We start from the raw sequence: 25,490 nt of genomic DNA on the forward strand, positions 1-25,490 counted from the left end.
GATCCTTTATAGCGGTGACACACGCCCCTCATTCATCCAGGGTGACGTTGTCGAGTGTGCCTGCACCCATCTGCTCACGGCCGGACAGTTTGATCAGCAGTCTCAGGTCGTTGGCCGAGTCGGCATGGGCAAGGGCCTCACTGTAGCCAATTTGGCCGGCACAAAACAGGGTAAACAGCGCCTGATCGAAGGTCTGCATGCCAAGCTCGGTGGACTTGGTCATCACCTCCTTGAGACGATGAACCTCGCCTTTGCGGATGATATCCGTGATGAGCGGCGTGTTGAGCAGCACTTCAAAGGCCGCGAAGCGGCGGCGACCATCCAGGCTTGGCACCAGTTGCTGGGCGACGATGGCGCGCAGGTTGAAGGAGAGATCGAACAGTAACTGGCGGTGTTTCTCCTGCGGCACCAGATGGAGGATGCGATCCAGCGCCTGGTTGGCATTGTTGGCGTGCAGGGTCGCTAGGCAAAGATGGCCGGTCTCGGCAAATTGCAGTGCGAACTCCATGGTTTCCTGGCTTCGGATCTCGCCGATGAGGATAACGTCAGGTGCCTGGCGCAGGGAGCTCTTCAGCGCCACATCGAATGATTCCGTATCTATGCCCACTTCCCGCTGGGTGATCAGGCTGCGGCCGTGCTGATGCACGAACTCCACCGGATCTTCCACCGTCAGGATATGGCCATCCGCATTCTGGTTTCGATAGCCGATCATAGCTGCCTGAGTGGTGGATTTGCCTGTTCCGGTGGCGCCGACGAACAGCACCAGACCGCGTTTGGCCATGGCCACCTCCTGCAAGATGGGCGGCAGGGTCAGTTCGTCGAAGGTTGGAATGCGGGTCTCGATACGGCGCACCACCATGCCCGGCAGCTCCTGCTGCCAGAAGGCACTCACCCGAAAGCGTCCCAGTGCCTCGCGGTGGATGGCGTAGTTGCCCTCCCTGGTGCGGATGTAGCGCTCGAAATGCTCAGGGCTGAGCGTCTCCCTGACCAGGGTCAGCGCGCTCTGCTTGTCGAGCGCTTCGCTGCCGAGGGAGGACAGATGCCCGTTGATCTTGAGGGTGGGGGGCGTACCAACCGTGATGAACAGATCCGAGCCTTTGCGTGCGACCAGTTCGGCCAACAGGACATCCAGATTCATAACGACTCCTTCCTTAGATTCGTTTTTCATTGTGGTTACACGCTATTGGGGTCGACCGCCTTGGCCTTGGCATCAAGTGAGGCGACCACACCACGGCTGACCAGCTGCTTGAGGCTCTGATCCATGGTCTGCATGCCATGGGTCATCCCGGTCTGGATCACCGAGTAGAGCTGGGCGATCTTGTCTTCCCGTATGAGGTTGCGCACAGCGGGTATGCCCATCATGATCTCATGGGCCGCTACCCGGCCGCCGCCTATCCGTTTGAGCAGGGTCTGGGAGATAACCGCCCGCAGGGATTCGGAGAGCATGGAGCGCACCATGTCTTTTTCCGCACCTGGGAAGACGTCGATGATACGGTCTATGGTCTTGGCTGCCGACGAGGTGTGCAGGGTGCCGAATACCAGGTGGCCGGTCTCGGCCGCCGTCATTGCCAGACGAATGGTCTCGAGGTCACGCATCTCGCCCACCAGTATGATGTCCGGGTCTTCCCGCAGTGCCGAACGCAGGGCGTTGCTGAAGCTCTTGGTGTCCCTGTGAACTTCCCGCTGGTTCACCAGACAGCGTTTGTTCTCGTGCACGAATTCGATGGGGTCTTCGATGGTGAGTATGTGGTGATGGAAGTTCTCGTTGATGTAGTTGACCATGGCTGCCAGTGTGGTGGACTTGCCCGAGCCGGTCGGTCCTGTCACCAGTACCAGGCCGCGCGGGTATTCGGAGATCTTGCGGAAGATTTCGGGGGCATCGAGATCCTCCAGGCTCAGCACTGTGCTGGGGATGGTACGGAATACGGCGCCCGAGCCGCGGGATTGCTGGAAGGCATTGACCCGGAAGCGGGCCAGATTGGGGACTTCGAACGAGAAGTCGACCTCGAAGTTCTCTTCCAGTTCCTTGCGCTGGTGGTCGTTCATGATGTCGTAAATGAGGGCATGCACTTCCCTGTGTTCCAGGGCGGGCAAATTGATCTTGCGAACCTCACCATCAACCCTGATCATCGGGGGAACCCCGGCCGAGAGGTGTAGATCCGAGGCTTTATGCTTTACACTGAAAGCCAATAACTCTGTGATATCCATAGACTTGTCATTCTCCCATCACAAGATCACTAACGAAATATGAGCCAGATTGCCCAGCACCTGCTTCAGGTAAAGGAACGTATTGTACAGGCCGCTCGCCAGGCGGATCGCTGTGTCGATCACATCAACTTGCTTGCGGTCAGCAAAACCAAGCCGCTTGAGGCCATTCGCGAGGCCTATACCGCCGGTCAGCGACGCTTCGGTGAGTCCTATGCCCAGGAAGCGGCGACCAAGATAGATACACTGCGCGAGCAAGCCGTCTGTACAGACATAGAGTGGCACTTTATCGGCCCCTTGCAATCGAACAAGTCCAGGCTGGTGGCCGAACGGTTCGACTGGGTACAGAGCGTGGATCGTGACAAGCTGATCGAGCGTCTCAACAACCAGCGTCCAGCCGAGTTGGCGCCGCTAAATATCTGTCTGCAAATCAATATTAGCGGAGAGAGCAGCAAATCCGGAACGTCGGAGCAAGAGATTTTCCGGCTGGCCGAGCTGGTCTCCCACAGTGAAAGGCTGGTATTGCGGGGGGTGATGGCTATTCCGGAACATACCAGTGACGAAGCGGTATTGGCTGCCCAGATGGTGCGCATGCAGACTCTGTTCACCGAGCTTGCGCAACAATACCCGAGCGTCGATACCCTCTCGATGGGGATGACCGAGGATCTCGAACTGGCCATCGCCCATGGCAGCACCATGGTGCGGGTCGGTACCGCCATCTTCGGTGCCCGTGACTATTCATAAGCAAGACCACCTGATGCAATATGGAACCCTCGCCTTTATCGGCGCAGGCAGTGCAGGTGTTTGCAGCCATTTCATCCACAGGAGTGTTTGATGCAGCAGAGAATCCTCGCCTTTATCGGCGCAGGCAATATGAGCCGCAGTATCATTGCCGGCCTTGTCCAGGCGGGTTATCCGGCCGAGCGTATCATCGCCGCCAATCCCAGCCGCCCCAAGCTGGATGCGCTGGCGAGCGAATATGGCATTCGCATCACCCAGAATAATGCCGAGGCGGCCCGCGAGGCCGACGTCATAGTGCTGGCGGTCAAGCCCCAGCTGATGGCGGGCATGCTGAGTGCGCTGGTCGGTGAGCTGGGGTCCCTTGAGGGCAAGCTGCTCATCTCCATCGCGGCCGGCATCAAGGTGGCGCGTCTTGGCGAGATGGCGGGCGGTCACGCTCGCATCATCCGCACCATGCCCAATACCCCTTCTCTATTGGGGTTGGGCATGACGGGTCTCTATGCCCCACTCGGGGTTGAGCAAGCCGACCGCGACTTTGCCGAACAGATGATGCAGGCCGTGGGCAAGACCCTCTGGACAGCGCAAGAGTCCGGCATCAATGGCGTGATAGCGGCGGCCGGCAGTGCACCTGCCTACTTCTTCCTGTTCATGCAGGCGATTGCCGAAGAAGCGGAGGCCCTGGGCTTCTCGCCCGAGCAGGCGCGCCTGCTGGTGCAGCAGACCGCCCTTGGCGCCGCCGCCATGGTGGAGCAGAATCCCGATTTGTCGCTGCAAACCCTGCGCGAGCAGGTGACCAGCAAGGGGGGCACCACAGCCGAGGCCATCAAGACATTCCAGGAACAGGGGCTGATGCCGCTGACCGCTCACGCCATGCAGGCAGCTGTTGCACGGGCTGCCGAGATGGAAACTCTTTTCTGAACACTCTTCTCTTACCGCTGGAGCTCAGATGAACACCGCTTACTTTCTGATTAACACGATTTTTGATCTCTACCTCATGGTGGTGCTGCTGCGCGTCTGGTTGCAGTGGGCCCGCGCCGACTTCTACAACCCCATGAGCCAGATGGTGGTCAAGGTGACCAATCCGCTGGTGATACCGCTGCGCCGGGTGATTCCTGGCTTCGGCGGCCTGGACATGGCCTCGGTGCTGCTGGCGATTATCATTGCCTTCGCCAAACTGGCACTGCTCAAGAGCATGAACGTGCTGCTGGCCGACTGGCTCACCATCAGCCTGTTTGCCGCCCTGACAGTGCTGAAAAAAGCGGGTTCCATGATCTTCTGGGTACTGCTGATCCGCGCCATTCTGAGCTGGGTCAGCCAGGGTCGCAACCCCATCGAACACGTGATGCACCAGCTGACCGAGCCCTTCCTGGCCCCTATCCGCCGCATCCTGCCGGCACTGGGCGGGCTGGATCTCTCCGTGCTGGTCGCTTTTATCGGGCTACAGGCCATCAACTATCTGCTGGGTGATCTGTTCGGCCAGCTGTGGTGGATGATTTGATGCCAGCCGTCCTGCGGGAAGGGGATGAGCTGATATTGCATCTGATGATCCAGCCCAAGGCGAGCCGGGATCAGATCGTCGGATTGCACGGAGACGAGTTGAAAGTGGCCATCACGGCGCCGCCGGTGGATGGCCAGGCCAACAGCCACTTGATCAAGTACCTGGCCAAGCAGTTCAAGGTGGCCAAGGGACAGGTTCGCATAGTGCGCGGAGAGCTGGGACGGCACAAGACGGTTGCCATCGAGTCGCCCAGGCAGATCCCCGCCGAGATCCATGCCCTGCTGGAGACTCAGGGATAACAAGAGAAGGATGACACCATGAAAACAGCCTGGATAAGCTGCCTGCTGGCACTGCTGATGACGTTGCCGCTGCGGGCAGAACAGATGAAGGAGCTGGGGCCCTGGCAAGTGCACTACAGCGCCTTCAACTCCAGCTTCCTTACTCCGGACGTAGCCAAGGCCTACGGTCTGGAGCGCAGTCGTTACAACGGCATCATCAATATCGCTGTGCAGAACAAGCAAGGGGTGGCACAGGCGGTGGGGATCACGGGCGAGGCCAAGAACCTCACCGGCACCCTGCGCACCCTGACCTTCCAGGAGGTCAAGGAGGGGGACGCCATCTACTATCTGGCGGTGCTGCCCTATCGCAACCAGGATACCTACCAGTTCACCTTGAAGATCATGGGGGAGGGGCAGCAACAGACGCTCACCTTCCAGCAGACCTTCTACGTCGACTGAGGCAAGTGTCTCGTTCGATAAATGAAAAAGCCCCGAACTCTGGTTCGGGGCTTTTTCATTTGGCTGATTCAGCTGGCGGGCGTGAAGTCGTGGATCTCCCCCGGTCTCGGGTTGAAGCGGGGGTCCTGATCCTGGTGATGCGTCGCCCACTCCATGGCCTGACAGAAGCTCTCCTGCTTGGCAAATTCGTCGCGCATCTGATCGATGGCCCGCTCGGCCAGGCGTCGCTTCATCTTGCTGGCATTGCGATCGCTGAATTGCTGGTGCTGGGTCAGCATCCAGTCCGTGAACGCCTGACGGCATTGTGACTCGCTTGCAGCGTGGGTAGGCAGTGTGACCAGCAGGGGGATCATCAATAAGAAACGCATAACAAACCGGATAAGAGAGTGGAGGTTGATGGAAAGGGCGGCATTTTATGCCGAAAACTTGAGCATGAACAGCCCTGAATGGGGGCCAGTCAGGCTGGCCCCCGCATGATCAGTGCTTGATGAGGTAGAGCTGGCGGCTATAGGCCACGTCTTCCGGGTTGTTGATGGGATACCCCTTGAGCCAGGGTTTGATCAGCCGTGCATTGGTGTACTGATAGATGGGGGCGATCGGCGCCTCATCTTGCAAGATGGACTCGGCTTCGTCGAACAGGCGGGCGCGCTCACCGGGATCCCGGCTCTTGGCCGCTTGAGTCAGGATCTCGTCGTAGCGTGCGTTTGCAAAGCGGGCCATGTTGCCACTGTGTCGGGAGCCCCACAGGCCGAGGAAGGCGGAAGGATCGTTGTAATCGGCCACCCAGGAGGAGCGGATCACCTCGAACTGACCGCTCTGGCGGCTGTCGAGATAGGTCTTCCATTCCTGATTGGTGAGCTCGACTTGCGCCCCCAGTTTCTGCTTCCACAGGTTGGCGATGGCCAGCGCCATCTTCTTGTGGATTTCGGCGGTGTTGTAAAGCAGGGTCAGCTTGAGCGGCTTGGCCGGGCCATAGCCCGCCTCTTGCAGCAATGCTCTGGCCCTGGCATCGAGAGCTTGCTGGCTGGTGCTGGAGAGCAGGTTGGCCTTGGGTTCAAAATCGGCCGTCACATCCGGCGTGAAGCGATAAGCCGGTTTCTCGCCAGTGCCCAGTACCTTGGCGGCAATGAGGCCGCGGTCGATGGTGTAGGAGAGCGCCTTGCGCACCCGCACATCGTTCAGTGGTGGCAGCTGGGTATTGAAGGCGTAGTAGTAGGTGCCGAGTTGATCAGGGGTATGGACCTCACCCGGGATCTGCTGCATCAGCTTGTGATACTGCTCCTTGGGGAAGGATTCCGTGATGTGCAGATCCCCTGCCAGGTAGCGATTGGTGGCGGCGGTTTCCTGGTTGATGGGGACGAAGGTGACCTTGGTCAGCACTGTATGAGCCCTGTCCCAGTAATGGGGATTGGGGGACAGCTCCAGCTTCTCGTTCACCACCCGTTGGCTCAGCACGAAGGCGCCGTTGCCGACCAGCTTGCCCGGCTGGGTCCACTGGTTGCCGTACTGTTCCATGCTGGCCTGATGCAGGGGTGACAGGCTGGGGTGGGTCAGCAGGCTCAGGAAATAGGGGACCGGCTGGGAGAGGGTCACCTGCAGCGTGTGCTCGTCGAGGGCTTTTACCCCGAGCGCCTCGGGCGGCAGCTTGCCAGCCACTATCTCGTCCACCTTGGTGAAGTGAGCCAGCTGGGCAAACCAGGCGAAGGTGGCGGCCTCCTTTGGATCAACCAGCTTGCGCCAGCCGTAGACGAAGTCGGCAGCCTTGACCTTGTCACCGTTGGACCAGCGTGCATCCGGTCGCAAATGGAAGGTAAACTGCTGATTATCCTTGTTGTCCCACCGCGTCGCGACGCCAGGCAGCACCTTGCCATCCGGCCCCTGGGTCAGCAGCCCCTCGTAGAGGTCTCGCAATACCTGCAGTTCGGGCAGGCCGACCAGCTTGAGCGGGCTCAGGCTTGCCGGTTCATCTTTCAGGTGACGCACGACGGCCTGTTCGGCGGCGAGTTGGGTGCCGGGCGGAACATCGGCGGCCTGGACACAGGCACAACCCAGCAGGGCCAGCAAGGGACTCCATCCTTTCATGGTTAATCCTTCAAATAGTGTGAAGCGGGGAGAAAACTCGGCGAGAAATGATCGCCGGCAGACGGGAAATCATGATATCCCCTTTGCTGGTCAGACCGCCAGTATGAGTCCCGGTATTTCAGGGACGGTATGGAACCTTATTTGACCCGCTGATCTGCGATCAGGGGAAGAGGAGTGAACGATGAGAGCATGGATCCTGTTGGCCTTGGCCATCAGTCAGGGCGCCTGGGCGCTGGCGCCTTGTGAGCGCGAGACTCAGGTCGGCAGCTGGTGCGAGGTGAACATAGATCAGTTGCATCCGACCCAGGGCGGTGTTGGCCAGATCCAGGTCGACAATACTCAGGCAGAACTGGCGGGCAAGAGCGAGAAGCAGCTCGATAAAGTGATGAAAAAGAAAGAGATCCCCATCGTCATAGCACCGGATGGCGGCTACTGGCTGGTGGACAGGCATCACCTCACCAAGGCGCTGTGGCAACTGGGAGTGAAGCAGGCCAGGGTCAAGGTGATAGCGCGGCTGCAGGACAAGTCCAGCTTCTGGAGTCAGATGCAGGGCAATCACTGGGCCTGGCTCAAGGATGAGAAGGGATCGCCCCTGACACCGGAGCAGTTGCCTGCCCATATCGGCGACTTGCCCGATTACCCCTACCGGACTGTGGCGGGCATGCTGCAGGATGCGGGTTATTTCGAGAAGCGGGATCAGGTCTATTTTGTCGAGTTTGCCTGGGCCAGCTGGCTCGGCCAGCAGCTGAACTGGCTACCGGTCGATAGTGCCAGCTTGATGGAACGCCTCAATCAGGCCAAACGGCTGGCGTGCAGCAGCAAGGCCAGTGATCTGCCCGGTTATCCCGGCAAGCAGTGTCGGGTCAACCAGTCACGCAGCGGCAGCTGAATCAGGGGAACGGCAGGTCGAGTAAGGGGCGCCCAGGCGCCCCTTACTCGTGTTTTTACTCCTGTTCGGCTGAGTGCCAGCGAGCGGCGGCCTGTTCCAGCAGCGCCACCTCTCCTTGCTGGATCAGCGGCAGCAGGGCTTGCACCTGCTCATCCGGCCAGTCCCACCAGGCCAGCGCTTGCAGCCGTGTTGTTTCTTGCACAGCAAAGCGCTGGCGGATCACCCTGGCGGGCGTACCCGCCACCATGCAGTAAGGTGGCACGTCCTGTGTCACCAGGCTGCGGGCGGCGATAATGGCACCATCCCCGATAGTGACCCCCGGCATTATCATGGCGTCCATCCCGATCCAGACATCGTTGCCGATACGGGTATCGCCGGCGGGGCGGTAGCTGCGCTTGAGGGCATCCGGATCGGCAAACGGATAGGTGCTGATAAACGCCGGGTTGTGGGTGTGGTTGCCTCCCATGATGATCTTCACGCCCGCGGCGATTTGCACATAGTCGCCGATATGGAGCCTGTCTATGTGCCAGAGTGGCTCCCAGCCGGTGTCGGGTGAGCGGCTCCAGCTGTCACCGTGCAGATAGCGCACGGCCTCCTCTTCAAAAGGACCGTCCCAGGCCCCCGAGTAGTAGCTGTGCTGCCCCTTGAGGCTGGTGTTGGGATTGGTCACCGTCAGATGCAGGTACTCGACCTGCGACCAGTGTTGGCAGTGCTTCATGGCTGTGTTCCTCGTTCAATGGATAAAGGGATAAATGGCACGAGGAGCGCAGCTAATAAATCCAGACCAGCAGGCGGGGCACGCACAGTGTCGAGCAGCCCAGCGCCTGGGGTAAACGGGGTCGCAACATGAAAAGGGGATCCTGACAGTGGAGGCCAGATAATGGGACCGGATGGTAAGACATGAGAAGGACGATGCCAACCGGTTGAACGCCTTGCTGGTTAAATCCTGCACAAAAGGTCCGGTTGATATTCATTCTCAACTGGGCATGATAAGGATCCCACCCATAGACTCGGGAGATCAGCATGACCCATCATATCTGGCAGCGTTACATGCTGGAGGCGGAAAACGCACTGGGCGCGGGGGCGCTGGGTGCGGCTATTTGCCTCTATCAGCAAGCCCTTGCCGAAGTGTACGAACTGGCCAGCGATGATCTGGATGATCTGGCCAGCATGCGGGTGGCAACCTGCCATCGACTGGCGGATTTCTGGCGCGCCATGGAAGAGCCTGCCTATGAGCTGCGCTACCTGAAACTTGCCTCCGAGCTGGTGACGGCGCTGGTGCCCCAGTGCCCGAACCGGGAGTGCGAGTCCCTTGTCAGCGAGCTGGGTTGCTGCCAGGCGGCGCTCATCTCCTTCCTCAAGCGCCACCCCAATCCCGAGATCGCCCGACTGATCCAGCTGCAGGACAAGGTACAGGGCTGCGAGCTGATAGGTCGGTTTCGTCTCAACTGAGGATCAGGCCCTGGGTTTGAGCCTTTGCGCGATCCTGTGTTGCGCCTCTTCCCCCTGCAAGGCGAGGGAGAAGGCGCGCGCCTCCAGATCGATGACGAAGTGTACCGCCTGTTTCAGCTCCTGTTTGAGCAGTGCCTTGCTCTTTTGCAGCGCCTTGGGCGGCTTGGCCGCCAGCTTCAATCCCTGATCCCGAGCCAGTGCCAGCAGCTCATCGGCGGCAACTACCCGGTTGGCCAGACCCAGGCGCAGTGCTTCATCAGCATCGATGGCCTCGGCCAGCAGCAAGAGTTCCGCCGCCTTCAGATGACCCACGGCGCGGGGCAGCAGCAGGCTGGAGGCAAACTCCGGCACCAGCCCCAGTTCGACGAACGGCAGTTGTAGCCGGGCATTATCCCCCAGATAGACAAGATCGCAGTGCAGCAGCAAGGTGGTGCCGATCCCGACGGCAGGGCCACCGACGGCGGCGATGACGGGCTTGGGAAAATCCGCCAGTGTGTGCAGGAACTGCAGTATGGGGTCATCGGCATCCAGACTCGATTTGCCCATGAAGTCCGCCAGATCGTTGCCGGCGGTGAAACAATCGCTTTGTCCCTGTATCAGCAACACGTGTACGGCGTCATCTTGTGTCGCTTGCCGCAGTGCTTGAGTGAGCGCACGATACATGTCGGTATTGAGGGCATTGCGCTTGTCGGGGCGATTGAAGGTCAGGGTGAGCAAGCCATCCTGCTGCTCGGCAACGATAATGGGGTCCATGTCTAAATCCTTGTTATCACAGGCTGCCAAAAGATTACTGCTGCGGTAAGCTTCACGGCGTTTAACAACATCATAAAAGGATTTCAACCATGTTTAAACGTGCGTTTTACTCCCTGCTGGCGCTCGGTCTGGCCGCACCGGCCCTGGCCAAGGTCGAAGCCGTCGATGGTTATGTGCGCCTGTTGCCTCCGGGATCCCCCAATACCGCGGCTTTTCTGGTGCTGAAAAATGACGCCGACAAGCCGGTGAAGCTGGTGGCCGCGGCCTCGCCCGAGGTGGGGCGCGCCGAGCTGCACACCCATCTGCATGAAAATGGCGTCATGAGGATGCGTCAGGTCGAGAGCATAGCGATCCCGGCCAAGGGGGAAGTGGCACTGAAACCCGGCAGCTTTCATGTGATGTTGTTCGAGGTACGCGAGTTGTCACAAGGCACTCCTTTCCCGCTGACCCTGACCATGGATGATGGCCAGACGCTGGAATTGAACCTGCCAGTGAAGCCGATTGAACCCATGGCAGGGATGCAGCACTGACATTAATGGACGCTTGTTCAGCTTTTTGCACTGTGTATTCCCGTCACACTGGGTAAAATGATGGCCTTTCCAGTCCATAAGAGAGTGAAATGATGAAGAAGACCTTGATTGCCGGTTGTGTGCTGGCCTTGTTCAGCCAGGCTGCCATGGCCGCTGATGACTGGCGTATCGCTGCCGGTGCCGATGTATGGAACGCTCAGGGCAGCGGCCAGATTGACGGTATCGGGGCCAACGGCAGCTATGACGAGAACTACAACTGGAGCGGCTACCTGCAACTGGAGCACGGTATCATTCTGCTGCCCAACGCCAAGTTCGAGATCTCCGATTTCGGTACCAGCGGTGGTGCCCTCAACAACGATCTGATGGCCTACGACCTGAGCCTCTACTATCGCCTGTTCAACAACGACCTGTTCCAGATCGATCTGGGCCTGACCGGTCGTCGTTACGATGGCGATTTCAACACCCAGCACTACTCCTATGACAAGGATGTGCTGATGGCTTACACCGGTGCCGAAGTGCGCATTCCGGGTACCGGCTTTGCCGCCTTTGGCGATGCCCGCGTGCAGGATGCCGACAACTATGACTACCGTCTGGGTGGCTCCTACAAGTTCGCTGCCGTACCTCTCAAGGTCCGTGCCGGCTGGCGTGATGCGAGCATGGACTTCGATCGCGTTGATCAGCGTGTAGATGGCTGGTTCATCGGCGGCGAATTCACATTCTGATCTGACTGACAGGAGCTGATAATGGGTCACATCATAGTGACGGGGGCCGGGTCCGGTCTGGGCCGAGCCCTGACCATAGGACTGGTTGAACGGGGCCATCAAGTCTCCATGATGGGGCGTCGTTATCAGCGACTGCAGCAGCAGGAACTGCTGCTCGGGAGCGCCGTAATCGGCATAGTCGCCGATTTGGCGCACCACGAAGACGTGGATGTGGCGTTTGCCGCCGCCGTGGAGTGGGGTGGTCTGCCGGAGCTGGTGCTGCACTGTGCCGGCACTGGCGAGTTCGGCCCGGTCGGTGTCTACACCGCCGAGCAGATCCGCCGGGTGATGGAGAGCAATCTGGTCTCCACCATACTGGTGGCCCAGCAGACGGTACGCCTCATCGGCGAGAGGGGCGGCGTGCTGGCCAATGTGCTCTCCTCCGCTGCTCAGGTAGGCAAGGCCAACGAGAGTCTCTACTGTGCTTCCAAGTGGGGCATGCGCGGCTTTTTGGAGTCCTTGCGCGCCGAGCTAAAGGACTCTCCATTGCGACTGGTGAACCTCTATCCGAGCGGGATCCGCAGCGAATTCTGGGACAACACGGATCACGTCGACCCGAGCGGTTTCATGACACCGGAAGATGCGGCCGCCTACATGCTGGATGCGCTGGAAGCCAGAAGCAGCTGTCATGTGACCGACCTCTTTATCGGTCGCAACTAGGCCCCGTCGTCAGCCAGTACGCCACTGCTGTGATGCACTTCAAGGCCCGCTGCCCACCTCTGGGCGGCGGGCCTTATCACAGCGCCCAGATGGTGCATCGAGTTGCCTCACGTCAAACACGGGCTGCTTCTCCTCGAATGCCTTGCTTCCTACTGCCTGCCAGGCGCCCGTTCAACCCCTTCCCGCTACGCCAATCTCCCCAACACCATTTGCACGCCAGCTGTTTATGGCTGGCTCACCAGTTCTTTCATCAGGTCTTTCAGCCATATCAGAGCGGGTTGCTGTGCATGCACCGGGTGCCAGACGCAGTTGAGGTGGTAATCCGGTACATCCGCAGGCAGGGGCAGGCTTTTCAGCGGCCAGTGGTTGGCGAGCAGTTCGGCCACCATGCTCGGCAGCACCAGCAGATGGTCGCTCTGGCTGACGATGGTCGCTGCCGACATATAGCTCTGGCTGTTGACCGAGATGGTGCGGCTGTGGCCCTGAGTGCTGAGGTAGCGATCCAGACTCGCCTCCGAGGTGCCCAGCGGCGAGTGGAACACATGGGGCATCTCGATAAGCTGCTGCAAGGTGATCCGCTCCTCCTCCAGCTCCAGAGTGGCTCGCACCAGACCGGCCAGGGGCTCGGTGAGCCAGGTCTCCTTGCCCAGATACCTCGGCACCTGCATGTATTCGTCAAACCCCAGCACCAGATCGATTTCGCCGCTCGCCAGCTCGGCTTCCGGCAGCGTGTCGCGCAGTATGCGGATCTCTATGGTGACGCCGGGTGCCAGCTTCTTGAGGCGCTGCATAAGCGGCGGGATCAGCACGCACTCCACATAGTCAGTGGTACAGAGCACGAAGCGCCGTTTGGACTGGCTCGGTTCGAACACCTCCTCGTCGCTCAGTTGTTGCTCCAGCAGCCGCAGCGCCTGCTGTACCCCCAGATGCAGTCGCTGGGCGCGGGGAGTGGGCAGCATGCCTTGCGGGGTTCGGACCAGCAGCGGGTCGCCAAAAAAGGTGCGCAGCCGGCCGAGGGCGTGGCTCATGGCGGGCTGACTGATAAACAGCGCTTCGGCGGCGCGGGTGACGCTGCCCTGTGTCATCAGGGCGTCAAAGGCGAGCAGCAGATTGAGGTCGAGCTGGTGCAGTTTCATGGAGGGATTATTTGCCTTGCTTATGGGACAATCCATCCTATTCATTTGATGGATGTGAGCGCAACTTCTTACACTGCGGCCACACTCATTTTTTCCCGGGTGCGCCAGGCGGTTGCGCAGCCGATGACCAACTGGTGGGCCGTCCGGCACGCTGCCGGGGCGATCGACCGCCCGTTTTCCCTCTTACCGGCCCTGTGAGGCCCGCAAGGATATTGCGATGAGCATCAAGACTATTGACTCCACCCCTGCTGCTGACGGCTTCACCATGCCCGCCGAGTGGGCACACCAGCAGGCCGTCTGGATGATCTGGCCGTTTCGCCCGGACAACTGGCGTGAGGCCGGTCGCTTCGCGCAAGCCACCTTCGCCAAGGTAGCCGATGCCATAGGGCAGGCCACCCCTGTCTTTATGGGCGTGCCCGCCCAGTTTATGGCGCAGGCCCGCGCCATCATGCCCGCTCATGTGACCCTGGTCGAAATGGCCAGCGATGACTGCTGGGCCCGCGATACGGGCCCCACTATCGTGACCAATGCCGCTGGCGAGTGCCGTGGCGTGGATTGGGGCTTCAACGCCTGGGGCGGCCACAAGGGCGGGCTCTACTATCCCTGGGATCAGGATGAAAAGGTGGCGGCCCAGATGCTGGAACAGCACGGCATGGATCGCTACGACGCGCCGCTCATTCTGGAAGGAGGCTCCATCCACGTCGATGGCGAAGGCACCTGCATGACCACAGCCGAGTGTCTGCTCAACGAAAACCGCAACCCGCACCTGACCAAGGATCAGATCGAAGCTTATCTGCGCGACTATCTGGGCGTGAAGAGCTTTATCTGGCTGGACGAAGGCGTCTACATGGACGAAACCGACGGCCACATCGACAACATGTGCTGCTTCGTGCGCCCGGGTGAAGTGGCCCTGCACTGGACTGACGATGAGAACGATCCCCAGTACGCCCGCTCCCTGGCAGCCCTCAAGGTGCTGGAAGCGGCGGTCGATGCCAGGGGTCGCAAGCTGAAAGTGTGGAAGCTGCCCCAGCCGGGCCCGCTCTACTGCACTGAAGAGGAGTCTGCCGGTGTCGAGAGCGGTACCGGTGTGCCGCGCGAGGCTGAAGGTCGTCTGGCCGGTTCCTATGTGAACTTCCTCATCACCAACGATCGCATCGTTTACCCGCTGCTGGATGCCGCCACCGATGGCGAAGCCCAGCGCATTCTGGAAGAGATTTTCCCGCAGCATAAAGTGGTCGGCGTACCGGCTCGCGAGATCCTGCTGGGCGGTGGCAATATCCACTGCATTACTCAGCAGATCCCATCTGGTCAGTAATCTGGCCGAAGAGTGTAGACATTCAAAACCCCACGCCGTGGGGTTTTATCTCTTGATGACGTGATGGTCGAAGGCGCTGATGCGGCGATCATCATGACAAACCGTCACCCTTTACAGGAGATCCAAATGATCGAAGTGACAGAGGTTTCCATTGCCGAGCTGCGCGGTGCGCTCGAATCAGGCCGCACCACAGCGGTCGAACTGGTCAAGGCCTATCTGGCCCGTATCGAGGCCTACAACGGCCCCGAGACACAAACCCGCCTCAACGCCGTCGTGGTACACAACCCCGATGCGCTGAAAGAGGCGCAGGATTCTGATGCCCGCCGCGCCCGTGGTGAGATCCTGAGTCCGCTCGACGGCATCCCCTACACCGCCAAAGACAGCTATCTGGTCAAAGGGCTGACGGCCGCTTCCGGCAGCCCGGCCTTCAAGGATCTGGTAGCCCAGCGTGATGCCTTTACCGTTGAGCGGCTGCGCGCCGCAGGTGCCATCTGCCTTGGCAAAACCAATATGCCGCCGATGGCCAATGGCGGCATGCAGCGCGGCGTTTATGGCCGTGCCGAGAGCCCCTATAACGCCGACTACCTGACAGCGCCGTTTGCCTCCGGCTCCTCCAACGGTGCCGGTACCGGCACAGCCGCCAGCTTCTCCGCCTTCGGTCTGGCGGAAGAGACCTGGTCGAGCGGCCGTGGCCCTGCTTCCAACAACGGTCTGTGCGCCTACACACCGTCCCGTGGCGTGATTTCGGTGCGCGGCAACTGGCCACTGACCCCGACCATGGATGTTGTTGTGCCCTACGCCCGCACCATGGCGGATCTGCTGGAAGTGCTCGACGTAGTGGTCGCCGATGATGCCGATACCCGTGGCGATCTGTGGCGCATGCAGCCCTGGGTCAAGATCCCCAAGGCCTCCGAGGTGCGTCCGGCCTCCTATCTTGAGCTGGCCGCCGGTGCCTCTGCCCTCAAGGGCAAGCGCCTCGGCGTGCCGCGCATGTTTATCAACAAGGATGAACTGGCTGGCACCAGCGAAAACCCCGGCATCGGCGGCCCGACCGGCCAGCGTATCCATACCCGTCCATCGGTGATCGCCTTGTGGGAACAGGCCCGTCAGGCGCTGGAAGCCGCTGGCGCCGAGGTGATCGAAGTGGACTTCCCGCTGGTCTCCAACTGCGAAGGGGACAGACCCGGCGCGCCGACCGTGTTCAACCGCGGCATCGTTTCACCTGAGTTTCTCAACGACGAGCTGTGGGAGCTCTCCGGTTGGGCATTCGACGACTTCCTGCGCGCCAACGGCGATCCCAAGCTCAATAAATTGGCCGATGTGGATGGCCCCAAGATCTTCCCCCACGATCCGGGCACCTTGCCGAACCGCGAGGGCGATCTGGCGGCGGGCATGGACGAGTACGTCAAGATGGCCAAGCGCGGCCTCAAGCGTTTTGACGAGATTGCCTCCGTGCCGGATGGCCTGCGTGGCCTTGAAAAGACCCGCAAGCTGGACTTGGAAGACTGGATGGACGAGCTCAAACTCGACGCCGTGCTGTTCCCCACCGTTGCCGACGTCGGCCCGGCTGACGCGGATGTGAATCCGGCCTCCGCCGATATCGCCTGGAGCAACGGCATCTGGGTTGCCAACGGCAACCTCGCCATTCGCCACCTCGGCGTGCCGACCGTCACCGTCCCCATGGGCGTCATGGCCGATATCGGCATGCCGGTGGGCCTGACCTTCGCCGGTCGTGCCTATGACGACAACAAGCTGCTGCGCGTTGCCTCGGCCTTCGAGTCCACCGGCAGCAAACGCAGGGTGCCGCCACGGACACCACCGTTGGGGTGAGTGGTTACTGGGGCTAAATAGCCCGTGGGCAGTGCCTTCAATCGGTTGAACTGGTGTCATGGGTGCCTTTGAGACTCATAGCTTCATGGCATCCATCACCGTTTACTGTCCTCGTTGAAACTCTGACCACGTATATCGCCATGGGAAGACCCCTACCGGCCATGTTCGCTATCGTTGCCCTGCCTGTCCCCACGTCTTTCAGCTCACCTACACCTATGAAGCCCGCAAGCCTGGCGTCAAAGAGAAGATTGTTGATATGGCGTTCAACGGCTCAGGTGTTCGTGATACTGAGGTATCCTGATTTTCACAGACAGTCCCGATTGTTACGATGAGACAATCGGGGGTATTGAATGAAATCGAGAGAACACTATTCACCAGAGTTTCGGGCAGAGGCGGTTCGACTGGTGTTGGAGCAAGGCCTTAGCCAAGCTGAAGCCGCCAGAAGGTTGGGTATTGCCAAAGGCACACTGAGCAACTGGGTGGTCGCAGCCAAAGGAGGAAAGGATATCTCGGTCATTCCCGGAGCGCGTTCTGTCGCCGAGCTGGAGGCTGAAGTGGCCCAGCTACGCAAAGCTCTCGCACAAGCCAACATGGAGCGCGACATCATAAAAAAGGCCGCCGCGTACTTTGCTCAGGAGTCACTGCCAAGTACACGTGGATAGCCAAGCAGCAGGACCTCTATCCCATTTCCGTTATCTGTCGTGTGCTGGAGGTCTCTCGTGCGGGCTTCTACCACTGGCGCCAGCGTCCACCGTCACAGCGCCAACAAGAAGATGAACGTCTTAAAAATGAACTGGTTCATCACCATAGATTCAAGACGAGAGCGGAGGCCAAGGCAGCGATTCAGGAATACATAGAGATTTTTTACAACCGCCAACGTCGGCATTCACGACTTGGCAATGTCAGCTCGGCAGAATTCACAAAGAGATATTGGAGAACGGCTCAGGCTACTTGATCCGGGACTGTCCGATCTTGTCAGGACACCTCACCCAGGGGGTAAAAGAACCAAGAGGGAGGCATTATGCCTCCCTGCCTTTTAGCGGCTTTTTCAGATCACAGTAGTGCGGGGCGACGGCGGCACAGATACAGGCCGATATGGGTAAAGAGGGCACCCAAGATGCCACCGGCAACGACCTCCATCACCCGTTCAATGAGCACGGCTTGGCTTCCCTGGAAGGCTCCTGCGCTGATGACAATCAGTAGGCAGCGACTGGCGAAGGATACGCCATATGGGCGCATCGCCAATGTGAGCGGGATCAGCAGGCTTCCTATCGTGGCCACATAGTGCGCAGGGTGTAGCGCCATTAACGCAACGCCAATTCCTCCTCCCGTGAATGCTCCCAAGATGCGTGTTTTGAGCTTTTTATAGATCCCGGATATATCCACCATGCTAACACTCATCGACGACCAGATGATCCACTGCCCGTGGGGAGGGCGGTGGTAGGCGACCCAGAGCGAACAGATCAGGACAGCACATCCCAGGCCTACAGTGGCATAGACGGTGTTTGTCATTGAGTGGGTACTGCTCTGCTTAATCTCAACCCGCTTCTTGGTGCGCAATAATAAAAATGGCCCTGCCAGGGGAAGAAGCAAGAGTGGTGAAGCGGTAATATCGAGAAGGAAGCTGGGATGGTCGTAGGCAACATAGAGAGCGGGTATAAAAATCCAGGTCCCCAGTGACCGCCAGTGGTTTCCCCAGTGGCTGATTCCTATGCAACCCATAGCAAGCACGGTTGTAAGAAGTGCGAACGGCCACGGATAGGGAATAAGCACTGAGAGCACTGCAAGCGATGTCATCAGCAGTAGCAGATGCGTTAACATTCCTCGCCTACCCCAGCCCAGAGCATCTGCTGCCCGCTGAAGTGCTACACAGACCAGGAGCATTTCTAACCCCGTACGGCTTGGTGCAATAAGATAGCAGAATACTCCTGGTAAAAGAGTCAATGCCGTTAGCAGTAACTCTCCCTGCGGGTCTAGCTTGCGCCACGTTATCATCTCATCACTTCCTCATTTTTAAAGCATGATGTAAGCGCGTTCGCTACAAATGTTAATATGCACCGTCGGAATGACTGCCCACAGGGGCTCCACAAGCCGCATATAAAGCTGGGGCCTTCTCAGGGCGAGATTGCGAATGTTATTGAGCTATTTGGACGTGGGAATTGCACAAATCGGCCAAAGAGGCATCAGAAATAACTTTGCGTGCATCAGGGGGGCTTGCAAACCGTCCATCTTGGGTGGTTTTGCTCACACATGCTCTCGCCCTGGGGGTTTTATTACTCAAGTGACAGAGGCTGATTCTTGGTCGAAAATGGGCGTTGTTTCCCAAATCAGCCAGCAAGTCATGACTTCCCCTGCCCCGGGTGACCGCTACAATCGGGGCTTTCTTACAGGTAAGCCAAGGGTGCTCAGTTTGTTTATCGCGCTCACATACGCCATCACTTCTCCCACTTGACCATTGTATTTTCGCAGGGTGATTTGGCCTGCCATTAACTGTTTGAACCGGAACATAACTGTCTCTGCCAGCGAACGACGGTGATACCCCGATATCTTCTTCCAGTGCGCCAGCCCTTCCTTGCGCATCACCTGCACCGCCTCATTTCTCGGATGGCCCTTTTTCCATAGCCCTGCGTTCTTGCGAGGCGGGATACACGCCGTCGCCCCTTTACGCGCAATCAACCGATGGCTGGCTTTGCTGTCATAGGCGCTATCTGCGTAAACACGCCCCAGCTTGCGACGCAGAGGATTGAGCAAGGTCGGCAACACCTCTGCGTCATGCACATTCTCCAGCGACACTTCTGCCGCCACGATATCGTGAGTCACCGGATCTACCGCCAGATGCAACTTACGCCAGACTCGACGTTTCTCAGCGCCGTGTTTTCTGACTTTCCACTCGCCTTCACCAAACACTTTCAGACCCGTTGAGTCGATAACCAGGTCGGTGATCCGCCCCTTGGGGGGCTGCCGATAGGCCACCTTAACTGTGCGTGCGCGCTTGCTGACACAGGTGTAGTCCGGGGCACACAGCGGCACATTCATCAGCTCGAACAGGGAATCGAGTAGCCCCTGAGTGGCTCGCAGCGTGAGGCTGAAAATCCCTTTGAGCATCAGGAAGGTACAGATGCTCTGGTCGGTGTAGAGCTGGCTGCGTCCCCGTTTTCCGTGATGGTCTTGGTGGAACCAGTTATCCATGGCCTCGGCATCAACCCAGAAAGTGAGAGAGCCACGGTTGATCAGAGACCTGTTGTATTGAGGCCAATTGGTGATGGGGTGAAGCGCTTTGCCCATGATGCAGACTTGAGGGGGATGGTGGTGATCAGATCACTGGGTTTTCAATTAGTTCCATTCAAGCTGCATCGATTTAGGAAACAACGCCTCGAAAATGGCCTGCTTCAACTTAAACTCACGCCACGCCTCGCTTAAATGAGGGGCTGATTAGGCGCGATCATGGTTGGGCGCTGAGCATCTCTTCCACGGTCATGATGCGTGCGATTCGAGAGAGCATGGTGATCGAGTGCTGATGCTGTGACGCGTTTCCTGCGGCGCAGGCATCTTCAAGCACCGTGACCTCATAGTCTCTGTCATGCGCATCGCGAACCGCAGACTGGATCGCCCATTCGGTACTGACGCCACAGATCCAGAGGTGTGAGACATTATTGGCTCTGAGCACTGCTTCAAGAGAGGTTGCATAAAAAGGGTTCACACGAGGCTTGCTTATGATGATATCACTGGTCGTGTCCACATCCAGTGCCTCGTGGAAGTCGGTGCCGATACTACCCAGCATAAGCGCCTTGTATTGGTGCGCCTTGCCAAACATGGGGGAGTGTTTTGGTTGTGCGTGGTAGTGCGGCTCGAAGCCGATTTTAACAAAGATGACCTTCCAACCCCGCTCGCGTGCGTAACTGATGGCCTGATTTGCATGATGGATTGCCTGCTGCTCCTCACTGTGTGCTGCACAGCTTGCGAGTTTGCCTTGGGGATGAACGATATCATTGATGAAATCGATGACAAGTAGTGCCTGATTGGATGTCTGCGTCATGGGATGCCTCCTTGGTTGGTTTGTAATACAAATGTACTGATTGCGAGGGGTTTGAGAATCGACATATAGTGAACACTATGTAAGTAAATCTAACAAATCAAACGCGATGCCTCTTCCTCCACTCAAAACATTGCCGGTATTTATCAGCATTTGTCGTCACTTAAGCATCAGTCAGGCTGCCGATGAGCTCTGCCTCACCCACTCAGCCGTCAGCCAGAGTCTCAAGAGCCTGGAGGCATTTTTGGGATGCAAGCTGCTGGATCGCAATACCCGGGGCATGCGTCTGACAGAGCCTGGCCGCCGCTTCTTGGTGGCGGTAGAGGAGGCGCTGGGGGGGATCTCTCAGGCGACTCACCAGATCATGAAGACGCAAGAGGGAGAGGTTAGACTCAATGTGGCACCCACGCTGGCGCTGCGTTGGCTGATCCCGCGCCTGCCTGCCTTACAGAGAGATCTACCTGATGTCGCGTTGCGTCTTAGCACCTACCGCAATGATGAGCTGGTCGGCCGCAGCGGTGGCCTAGATATGGCGCTAGTGAGTGGCGAACCGTCAGCTCTGGAAATATACGAGACCTACCCCTTGTGTCCTGAGAGACTGATCTTGGTCGCGGCACGCGACACACAGCCACTGCCTCTTGAGCATCTGCTGAGCCATTTGCCTCGTATTTGCGTGAATGACCCACTCCGGGAGAGGGATTGGTCAATCTGGCTTGGGGTCAGCGGATTGGAGGCTAGCGAGCATAGCCTGATGTTCAAAAGCTCGCCTCTGGCGATTCAGGCAACCATCGCGGGCTTGGGCCTTCTGGTGACCCATCATCTCTTTGTGGTCGAAGAACTGGAGGCAGGGCTGTTGGTCCAATTGGGGGATGCGGTGGTGGCCGGTGCTCATCATCTGGTGGTGCATACACCTGGCGGCTTGAGTAAGCCTGCTCGGCAGGTGTTGGAGTGGCTACAGCAGGAGGTGAAAGAGTGTGAACGTGGGTGGCAAGAGGATGATGGCGTGTGAGTCTTACCCGCACGCCATTAGGCTCACAGGGTCGGTAGCCGTCCGCCGAGACGCCAATCTGTACGGCGACGATAAGCCCCCCCAGAGTGGCGGCGCCGGCCAGAGCCAGGTTACCGCCCGGGGCGCTGTACGCCCCCTGTACCCCTGCCTTGCGTGCCTGCCACACCAGGACAACCGGCAGCAGCACCGCCAGCACGGCCAGGGCGATGGCGGCATAGCCCAGCGCCATGATAAACCCTTGGGGAAAGTAGAGGGCGAAAAGCAGGGGTGGCACGTGCTATATCAAGCACGGGCTCCATATCCGGGTGGAGTACCTGCAACTGGTGGGGATCATCTTCGGGCTGGGGCTCAAGGTCTACTTCACCAATCTGGTGGCCATGTACCGCATGTATGACATTTCCAACAAGGTCACCTGGCTGGAGCCGCTCGCCAACGCCCTGATGTTTATGGCCTGCAACTTCGGGCTGGGGATGGATGCACTCTCGTCGCTTTTCTATGGGCTGACGCTCTCGTCGCTGGGCATTGCCCTCTATATGTATCTTTATCGCCACCCGACCGCTCGCCAGGGTGGCGCTCGGCCCGGAGATGCGCAGCTATGTGAAGAAGAGCTTTACCGCGTCCCTCGAGGCGGGGGCCAGTATCCTGATGATCTACATCACAGTGCTGCTCACCATACGCCACTTCAGCATCGACGAGCTGGGGGATTTCCAGGTGGTGGTGCGCCCCATCTTCACCTATATGACGCTGCTGTTTGTCTTCCCCATCTACCGCTTCGTGCTGCCAGAGCTGGCGGTCAATCTGCGCAACGGTGATCACCGCCAGATCAGGATGATCCGCCGCTGGATCTTCCGTCTCTCCGCCATCGTCAGCCTGGTGTTCTTTGTGCTGATGCTGCTGGCGGGCAAGCCGCTGGTGTTGCTGCTGTTCCCGGCCGAATACGGGGGGGCCGTGCCCGTGCTGTTCCACTTCTCCATCTTCTTCATCTTCATGATGCTCAACGGCTATCAGCTCGCCTATATCAAGGCCCACGGCCACTTTACCCAGAGCCTGCTGATCCGGCTGGCGGGCATAGTGGCGCTGGTGGCGGCCTACTATCTGGTAGCCCGCTTCACCACCAATGTGGTGGCCATTATCGTGGCGCTCGGTCTCGGTTATATGGCGATGTTTATTCTCTCCACCCTGGCGGAGCGGCAGATCCTGAAATCCCTGCCATTGGTGCTGGCGACCCGCTAGGGTGTTCAGTAGCCAAGGGTGGCGCTGGTCTGTATTGGATAATAAAAAACGCCCATGCGGGCGTTTTTTATGGGCGGCGTTGAGGCGGCTTAACGCTGGCCCTTGCCACTCTTGTTGCCGCCGAGGGCCTGCTTTCTGGCACGCTGCTTCTGGGCTGCCTTGCCGCTGCGGCGTGGCTCGGGCTCGAAACGGGTGAGGTCTGGCTCAAAGCCCGGGAACCACTGCTGGGGCAATCGGGTGTCGAGCACTGCTTCCACCTTCTCCAAGAGCGGCGCATCTTCCGGGCTAAATAGAGTGATGGCCAGCCCCTTGTTGCCTGCGCGGCCGGTGCGACCGATACGGTGGACGTAATCCTCGGCCACAAAGGGGAATTCGAGGTTGATCACGTAGTTGAGGTCACTGATGTCGAGGCCGCGGGCCGCCACGTCGGTGGCAACCAGCGCCTGTAGGGTGCCGGCACGAAACTCCAGCAGTACCTTCTCCCGCGCGCTTTGCGACAGATCGCCATGGAAAGCCAGCGCATTGATGCCCGCCTTGCCCAGCTGCTGGGCCAGCTTGTCGGCCCCCTGCCGGGTACGACTGAAGATAAGTACAGGCGCCCAGCCCTTCACCTTGATCAGGTGCTCCACCAACGCCAGCTTGCGATCGCCATCCACCGCATAGACCCGCTGCTCCACCTCGGCCGCCGTGGTGTTGCGCGGGGCCACTTCGATCAGTTCCGGGTCACGCAGCAGCACCTTGCTCAAGGCAAACAGGTTGTCATCGCAGGTGGCCGAAAACAGCAGGGTTTGGCGATCCGCCGGTATCTGTTTCAGCAGCGCTTTGATCTCGTCCATAAAGCCCATGTCGAGCATGCGATCCGCCTCGTCAAACACCAGATGGCGCAGTGCGGCCAGACTTAAGGCCCCCTGACGCAGATGGTCGAGCAGCCGGCCCGGCGTGGCGATCAGCAGATCCACACCGGCTTTCAGCGCCTCCACCTGCGCCGCGATACTCACCCCGCCGTAGACCAGGGCGCTGATGAGACCCGTACCTTGCCCGTAGCGCACCACGCTATCAAAGACCTGCACCGCCAGCTCGCGGGTCGGCACCAGCACCAGGGCGCGGATCGGGCGGGGAGCGTCGCTCGCCGGGTGTTGCATCAGTTGCTCCAACAGCGGCAGCACGAAGGCAGCGGTCTTGCCTGTGCCGGTCTGAGCCCCCGCCATCAGATCCCGCCCCGCCAGAATGACGGGGATGGCGCGAGCCTGAATGGGAGTGGGCGCGGCATAACCGAGCTCGCTCAGAGTCTGCTGCAAACGGGTGGAGAGGGCCAGTTCGGCAAAGGAGGCAATGGACATAGAAGGCACCAGTGTGGGGTTATCGCGGCCAGGGCCACGATGGAAACAATCATAGTGGCCGGCATGTTAACAGAAGCGGGGGCATGGGCAGAAGGCGGGGAGGGGACTGGCCTCTATCCCTCGCCATATTCCCCTGCTCGGGCTCGGGAGCTGCGCCATGGCGAGCAGCTCCCTGTGCTGGAACACGCTGTGCTGGTTAACGGCAGTGAAACACCTCTTCCAGCACATCCACTACGGCGCGTACCCGGCTGGCCTTCTGCAGGTCGGGGTGGAGCACCAGCCAGATATCGACCGGATCGCTGAGGGCGGGCAGCACCCGTACCAGCTCGGTTTCTTTGTCTGCCAGAAAGGTGGAGAGCAGCGCTATCCCCAGCCCCTGACGGGCCGCCGCCAACAACAGCAGCTGGGCATTGCACTGCAGCACCACATTCGGCTCGTGCAGCGGCTCCCCGCACAGGCTGTGCCAGTGGCGGGAGACCAGCTCTTTGGCAAACAGCAGCAGGGCATGCTGGCTCAGGCCGAGGCCGCACTTGGGCGTGCCGTGTCTGGCCAGATAGTCGTGAGAGGCGTAGAGCCCCATCTCTATGGTGGTGAGGCGCTTGATCACCAGCTCGTCGTTGTCGGGGCGCAGGCCCCGAATGGCGAGATCGGCCTCGAGACAGGCGATATCACTGACGTTGACCGCCGTCTGCAGGCTGAGACGAATGCCGGGATGGCGCTCGCGCAGCAGGGTGAGGGCAGGCAGCACGAAGGCTTGTGCCAGGGTGTCGGTGGTGGCGATGCGTACCTCGCCGCACAGGCTCTGATCCCCTGCGCTTGCCTTGCGTTCTATGGCCTGGATGGCCTGCTCCATGGCGCTGGCATCGGCCAGCATGGTTTCGCCGAGCGGGCTCAGATCATAGAGTTTTGGTGTGCGGATAAAGAGTTTGGAGCCCAGATTCTGCTCCAGCGCCGTGATGCGTCGCCCGACGGTAGCCTGATCGACCCCCAGCACCCCGGCCGCGCCACGCAGTGTGCCCTGTCTTGCCAATGCCAGAAAAAAACGCGCGTCATCCCAGTTGATCATCGAGCCTCCCACTCAAGTTCCCCCCGCTGGGGCGAGCCCATTAGAAGCCAGCACAGGCGGGATCACAAGCCAAGTGTGCCCTGGTGTGCGTGCAAATAGATGCCGATCGCATGCATTATTGAAGCCGCATGATGCATTTGTGCTGCTGTCGGCGGCGCTGTGCGGGCGCTATCATGGCCGCCTCTCACCAGCGGGGTTTGGCCCCGCGCCCATCGGAGCC

The 25,490-nt window shown here is 59.5% G+C and carries 25 protein-coding genes and 4 pseudogenes; 16 read left to right on the forward strand and 13 right to left on the reverse strand.

From position 1 onward, the window contains the following. Positions 1 to 28: 28 nt before the first annotated feature. The gene (gene tapU, locus AACX78_RS03015) at positions 29 to 1,138 is read right to left on the reverse strand and encodes a type IVa pilus ATPase TapU (RefSeq protein ID WP_159165340.1); all 1,110 of its coding nucleotides are present in this window, start codon (positions 1,136 to 1,138) and stop codon (positions 29 to 31) included. Positions 1,139 to 1,173: 35 nt separating this feature from the next. Then, a complete protein-coding gene (tapT, locus tag AACX78_RS03020) occupies positions 1,174 to 2,208 on the reverse strand; it encodes a type IVa pilus ATPase TapT (RefSeq protein WP_005320466.1) in 1,035 nt (344 codons plus the stop codon). 39 nt (positions 2,209 to 2,247) lie between these two features. Here tapT and AACX78_RS03025 point away from each other — a divergent pair, with 39 nt between their 5' ends. The 5 genes from AACX78_RS03025 to AACX78_RS03045 all read left to right on the forward strand — a co-directional run bounded on the left by AACX78_RS03025 (position 2,248) and on the right by AACX78_RS03045 (position 5,181). Next, positions 2,248 to 2,949, forward strand: a complete 702-nt coding sequence (locus AACX78_RS03025; protein ID WP_159165341.1) for a YggS family pyridoxal phosphate-dependent enzyme — start codon at positions 2,248 to 2,250, stop codon at positions 2,947 to 2,949. A gap of 90 nt (positions 2,950 to 3,039) precedes the next feature. Further along, complete coding sequence (proC, locus tag AACX78_RS03030; protein ID WP_159165342.1) at positions 3,040 to 3,864, forward strand: pyrroline-5-carboxylate reductase; 825 nt, start codon at positions 3,040 to 3,042, stop codon at positions 3,862 to 3,864. Positions 3,865 to 3,892: 28 nt separating this feature from the next. Beyond that, positions 3,893 to 4,444, forward strand: coding sequence for a YggT family protein (locus AACX78_RS03035; RefSeq protein WP_159165343.1), 552 nt, complete (start codon positions 3,893 to 3,895; stop codon positions 4,442 to 4,444). Next, on the forward strand, positions 4,444 to 4,743 hold the full coding sequence (gene yggU, locus AACX78_RS03040; RefSeq protein WP_005320479.1) for a DUF167 family protein YggU: 300 nt from the start codon (positions 4,444 to 4,446) through the stop codon (positions 4,741 to 4,743). The genes AACX78_RS03035 and yggU overlap by 1 nt, the downstream gene beginning before the upstream one ends. 18 nt (positions 4,744 to 4,761) lie before the next feature. Then, positions 4,762 to 5,181 carry a DUF4426 domain-containing protein gene (locus AACX78_RS03045; protein ID WP_005320482.1) on the forward strand — a complete coding sequence of 140 codons (420 nt, stop codon included), beginning with the start codon at positions 4,762 to 4,764 and terminating at the stop codon, positions 5,179 to 5,181. Positions 5,182 to 5,249: 68 nt separating this feature from the next. Here the strand turns inward: AACX78_RS03045 and AACX78_RS03050 are convergent, their stop codons facing one another. Next, positions 5,250 to 5,549 (reverse strand): hypothetical protein, encoded by a 300-nt coding sequence (locus AACX78_RS03050; protein ID WP_159165344.1) that lies wholly within the window; start codon positions 5,547 to 5,549, stop codon positions 5,250 to 5,252. A gap of 109 nt (positions 5,550 to 5,658) precedes the next feature. After that, entirely contained in the window at positions 5,659 to 7,263 is a 1,605-nt protein-coding gene (locus tag AACX78_RS03055; RefSeq protein ID WP_159165345.1) for a peptide ABC transporter substrate-binding protein, read from the reverse strand. Between the two features lie 181 nt (positions 7,264 to 7,444). Here AACX78_RS03055 and AACX78_RS03060 point away from each other — a divergent pair, with 181 nt between their 5' ends. After that, positions 7,445 to 8,152 (forward strand): ParB-like protein, encoded by a 708-nt coding sequence (locus tag AACX78_RS03060; RefSeq protein ID WP_159165346.1) that lies wholly within the window; start codon positions 7,445 to 7,447, stop codon positions 8,150 to 8,152. A 55-nt stretch (positions 8,153 to 8,207) separates the two neighbouring features. On the opposite strand, the gene AACX78_RS03065 is transcribed toward AACX78_RS03060, so the two are convergent. After that, entirely contained in the window at positions 8,208 to 8,870 is a 663-nt protein-coding gene (locus AACX78_RS03065) for a CatB-related O-acetyltransferase (RefSeq protein WP_159165347.1), read from the reverse strand. 305 nt (positions 8,871 to 9,175) lie between these two features. On the opposite strand from AACX78_RS03065, the gene AACX78_RS03070 reads away from it, so the two are divergent. Then, positions 9,176 to 9,604 (forward strand): DUF2753 family protein, encoded by a 429-nt coding sequence (locus AACX78_RS03070; protein WP_159165348.1) that lies wholly within the window; start codon positions 9,176 to 9,178, stop codon positions 9,602 to 9,604. A gap of 3 nt (positions 9,605 to 9,607) precedes the next feature. Here AACX78_RS03070 and AACX78_RS03075 read toward each other — a convergent pair whose 3' ends face one another. Beyond that, positions 9,608 to 10,357, reverse strand: a complete 750-nt coding sequence (locus AACX78_RS03075; protein WP_059169410.1) for an enoyl-CoA hydratase-related protein — start codon at positions 10,355 to 10,357, stop codon at positions 9,608 to 9,610. 89 nt (positions 10,358 to 10,446) lie between these two features. Between AACX78_RS03075 and AACX78_RS03080 the strand changes: the two genes are divergently transcribed. From AACX78_RS03080 to AACX78_RS03090, 3 genes are all read left to right on the forward strand, one after another. Then, positions 10,447 to 10,887: a copper chaperone PCu(A)C gene (locus AACX78_RS03080; RefSeq protein WP_021140449.1), complete on the forward strand. Its 441-nt coding sequence runs from the start codon at positions 10,447 to 10,449 to the stop codon at positions 10,885 to 10,887. 92 nt (positions 10,888 to 10,979) lie between these two features. Next, on the forward strand, positions 10,980 to 11,609 hold the full coding sequence (locus AACX78_RS03085; RefSeq protein WP_059112536.1) for a TIGR04219 family outer membrane beta-barrel protein: 630 nt from the start codon (positions 10,980 to 10,982) through the stop codon (positions 11,607 to 11,609). Between the two features lie 21 nt (positions 11,610 to 11,630). Further along, positions 11,631 to 12,308: an SDR family oxidoreductase gene (locus AACX78_RS03090; RefSeq protein WP_005320501.1), complete on the forward strand. Its 678-nt coding sequence runs from the start codon at positions 11,631 to 11,633 to the stop codon at positions 12,306 to 12,308. Between the two features lie 224 nt (positions 12,309 to 12,532). Here AACX78_RS03090 and AACX78_RS03095 read toward each other — a convergent pair whose 3' ends face one another. Then, positions 12,533 to 13,444: a LysR family transcriptional regulator gene (locus tag AACX78_RS03095; RefSeq protein ID WP_099994364.1), complete on the reverse strand. Its 912-nt coding sequence runs from the start codon at positions 13,442 to 13,444 to the stop codon at positions 12,533 to 12,535. A gap of 217 nt (positions 13,445 to 13,661) precedes the next feature. On the opposite strand from AACX78_RS03095, the gene aguA reads away from it, so the two are divergent. From aguA to AACX78_RS03115, 4 genes and pseudogenes are all read left to right on the forward strand, one after another. After that, positions 13,662 to 14,759, forward strand: a complete 1,098-nt coding sequence (aguA, locus tag AACX78_RS03100) for an agmatine deiminase (RefSeq protein WP_159165349.1) — start codon at positions 13,662 to 13,664, stop codon at positions 14,757 to 14,759. Positions 14,760 to 14,885: 126 nt separating this feature from the next. Next, positions 14,886 to 16,589: an amidase gene (locus AACX78_RS03105; protein ID WP_159165350.1), complete on the forward strand. Its 1,704-nt coding sequence runs from the start codon at positions 14,886 to 14,888 to the stop codon at positions 16,587 to 16,589. Between the two features lie 62 nt (positions 16,590 to 16,651). Next, a pseudogene (locus AACX78_RS03110) lies at positions 16,652 to 16,878 on the forward strand (IS1-like element transposase); the annotation flags it as partial. Between the two features lie 61 nt (positions 16,879 to 16,939). Beyond that, positions 16,940 to 17,544: pseudogene (locus AACX78_RS03115) on the forward strand (transposase). 98 nt (positions 17,545 to 17,642) lie between these two features. Here the strand turns inward: AACX78_RS03115 and AACX78_RS03120 are convergent. The 3 genes from AACX78_RS03120 to AACX78_RS03130 all read right to left on the reverse strand — a co-directional run bounded on the left by AACX78_RS03120 (position 17,643) and on the right by AACX78_RS03130 (position 20,625). Continuing rightward, positions 17,643 to 18,410, reverse strand: coding sequence for an FUSC family protein (locus tag AACX78_RS03120; protein WP_159165351.1), 768 nt, complete (start codon positions 18,408 to 18,410; stop codon positions 17,643 to 17,645). A gap of 546 nt (positions 18,411 to 18,956) precedes the next feature. Beyond that, the gene (locus AACX78_RS03125) at positions 18,957 to 19,874 is read right to left on the reverse strand and encodes an IS5-like element ISAs4 family transposase (protein ID WP_159165352.1); all 918 of its coding nucleotides are present in this window, start codon (positions 19,872 to 19,874) and stop codon (positions 18,957 to 18,959) included. 157 nt (positions 19,875 to 20,031) lie between these two features. Beyond that, positions 20,032 to 20,625, reverse strand: a complete 594-nt coding sequence (locus AACX78_RS03130) for a cysteine hydrolase family protein (protein ID WP_159165353.1) — start codon at positions 20,623 to 20,625, stop codon at positions 20,032 to 20,034. Between the two features lie 106 nt (positions 20,626 to 20,731). On the opposite strand from AACX78_RS03130, the gene AACX78_RS03135 reads away from it, so the two are divergent. Next, entirely contained in the window at positions 20,732 to 21,631 is a 900-nt protein-coding gene (locus tag AACX78_RS03135; RefSeq protein ID WP_265342324.1) for a LysR family transcriptional regulator, read from the forward strand. Positions 21,632 to 21,680: 49 nt separating this feature from the next. Here AACX78_RS03135 and AACX78_RS03140 read toward each other — a convergent pair. Next, positions 21,681 to 21,905, reverse strand: a pseudogene (locus tag AACX78_RS03140) (aromatic amino acid transport family protein); the annotation flags it as partial. Positions 21,906 to 21,909: 4 nt separating this feature from the next. Here AACX78_RS03140 and AACX78_RS03145 point away from each other — a divergent pair. After that, a pseudogene (locus AACX78_RS03145) lies at positions 21,910 to 22,864 on the forward strand (hypothetical protein); the annotation flags it as partial. 89 nt (positions 22,865 to 22,953) lie between these two features. Here AACX78_RS03145 and AACX78_RS03150 read toward each other — a convergent pair. Both AACX78_RS03150 and AACX78_RS03155 read right to left on the reverse strand, forming a co-directional pair. Continuing rightward, a complete protein-coding gene (locus tag AACX78_RS03150) occupies positions 22,954 to 24,204 on the reverse strand; it encodes a DEAD/DEAH box helicase (protein ID WP_159165355.1) in 1,251 nt (416 codons plus the stop codon). 196 nt (positions 24,205 to 24,400) lie between these two features. Next, positions 24,401 to 25,270, reverse strand: coding sequence for a LysR family transcriptional regulator (locus AACX78_RS03155; RefSeq protein WP_159165356.1), 870 nt, complete (start codon positions 25,268 to 25,270; stop codon positions 24,401 to 24,403). Positions 25,271 to 25,490 lie beyond the last annotated feature (220 nt).

This window comes from Aeromonas sp. 9A (assembly GCF_963900955.1).
GTDB classification, from domain to species: domain Bacteria; phylum Pseudomonadota; class Gammaproteobacteria; order Enterobacterales; family Aeromonadaceae; genus Aeromonas; species Aeromonas salmonicida.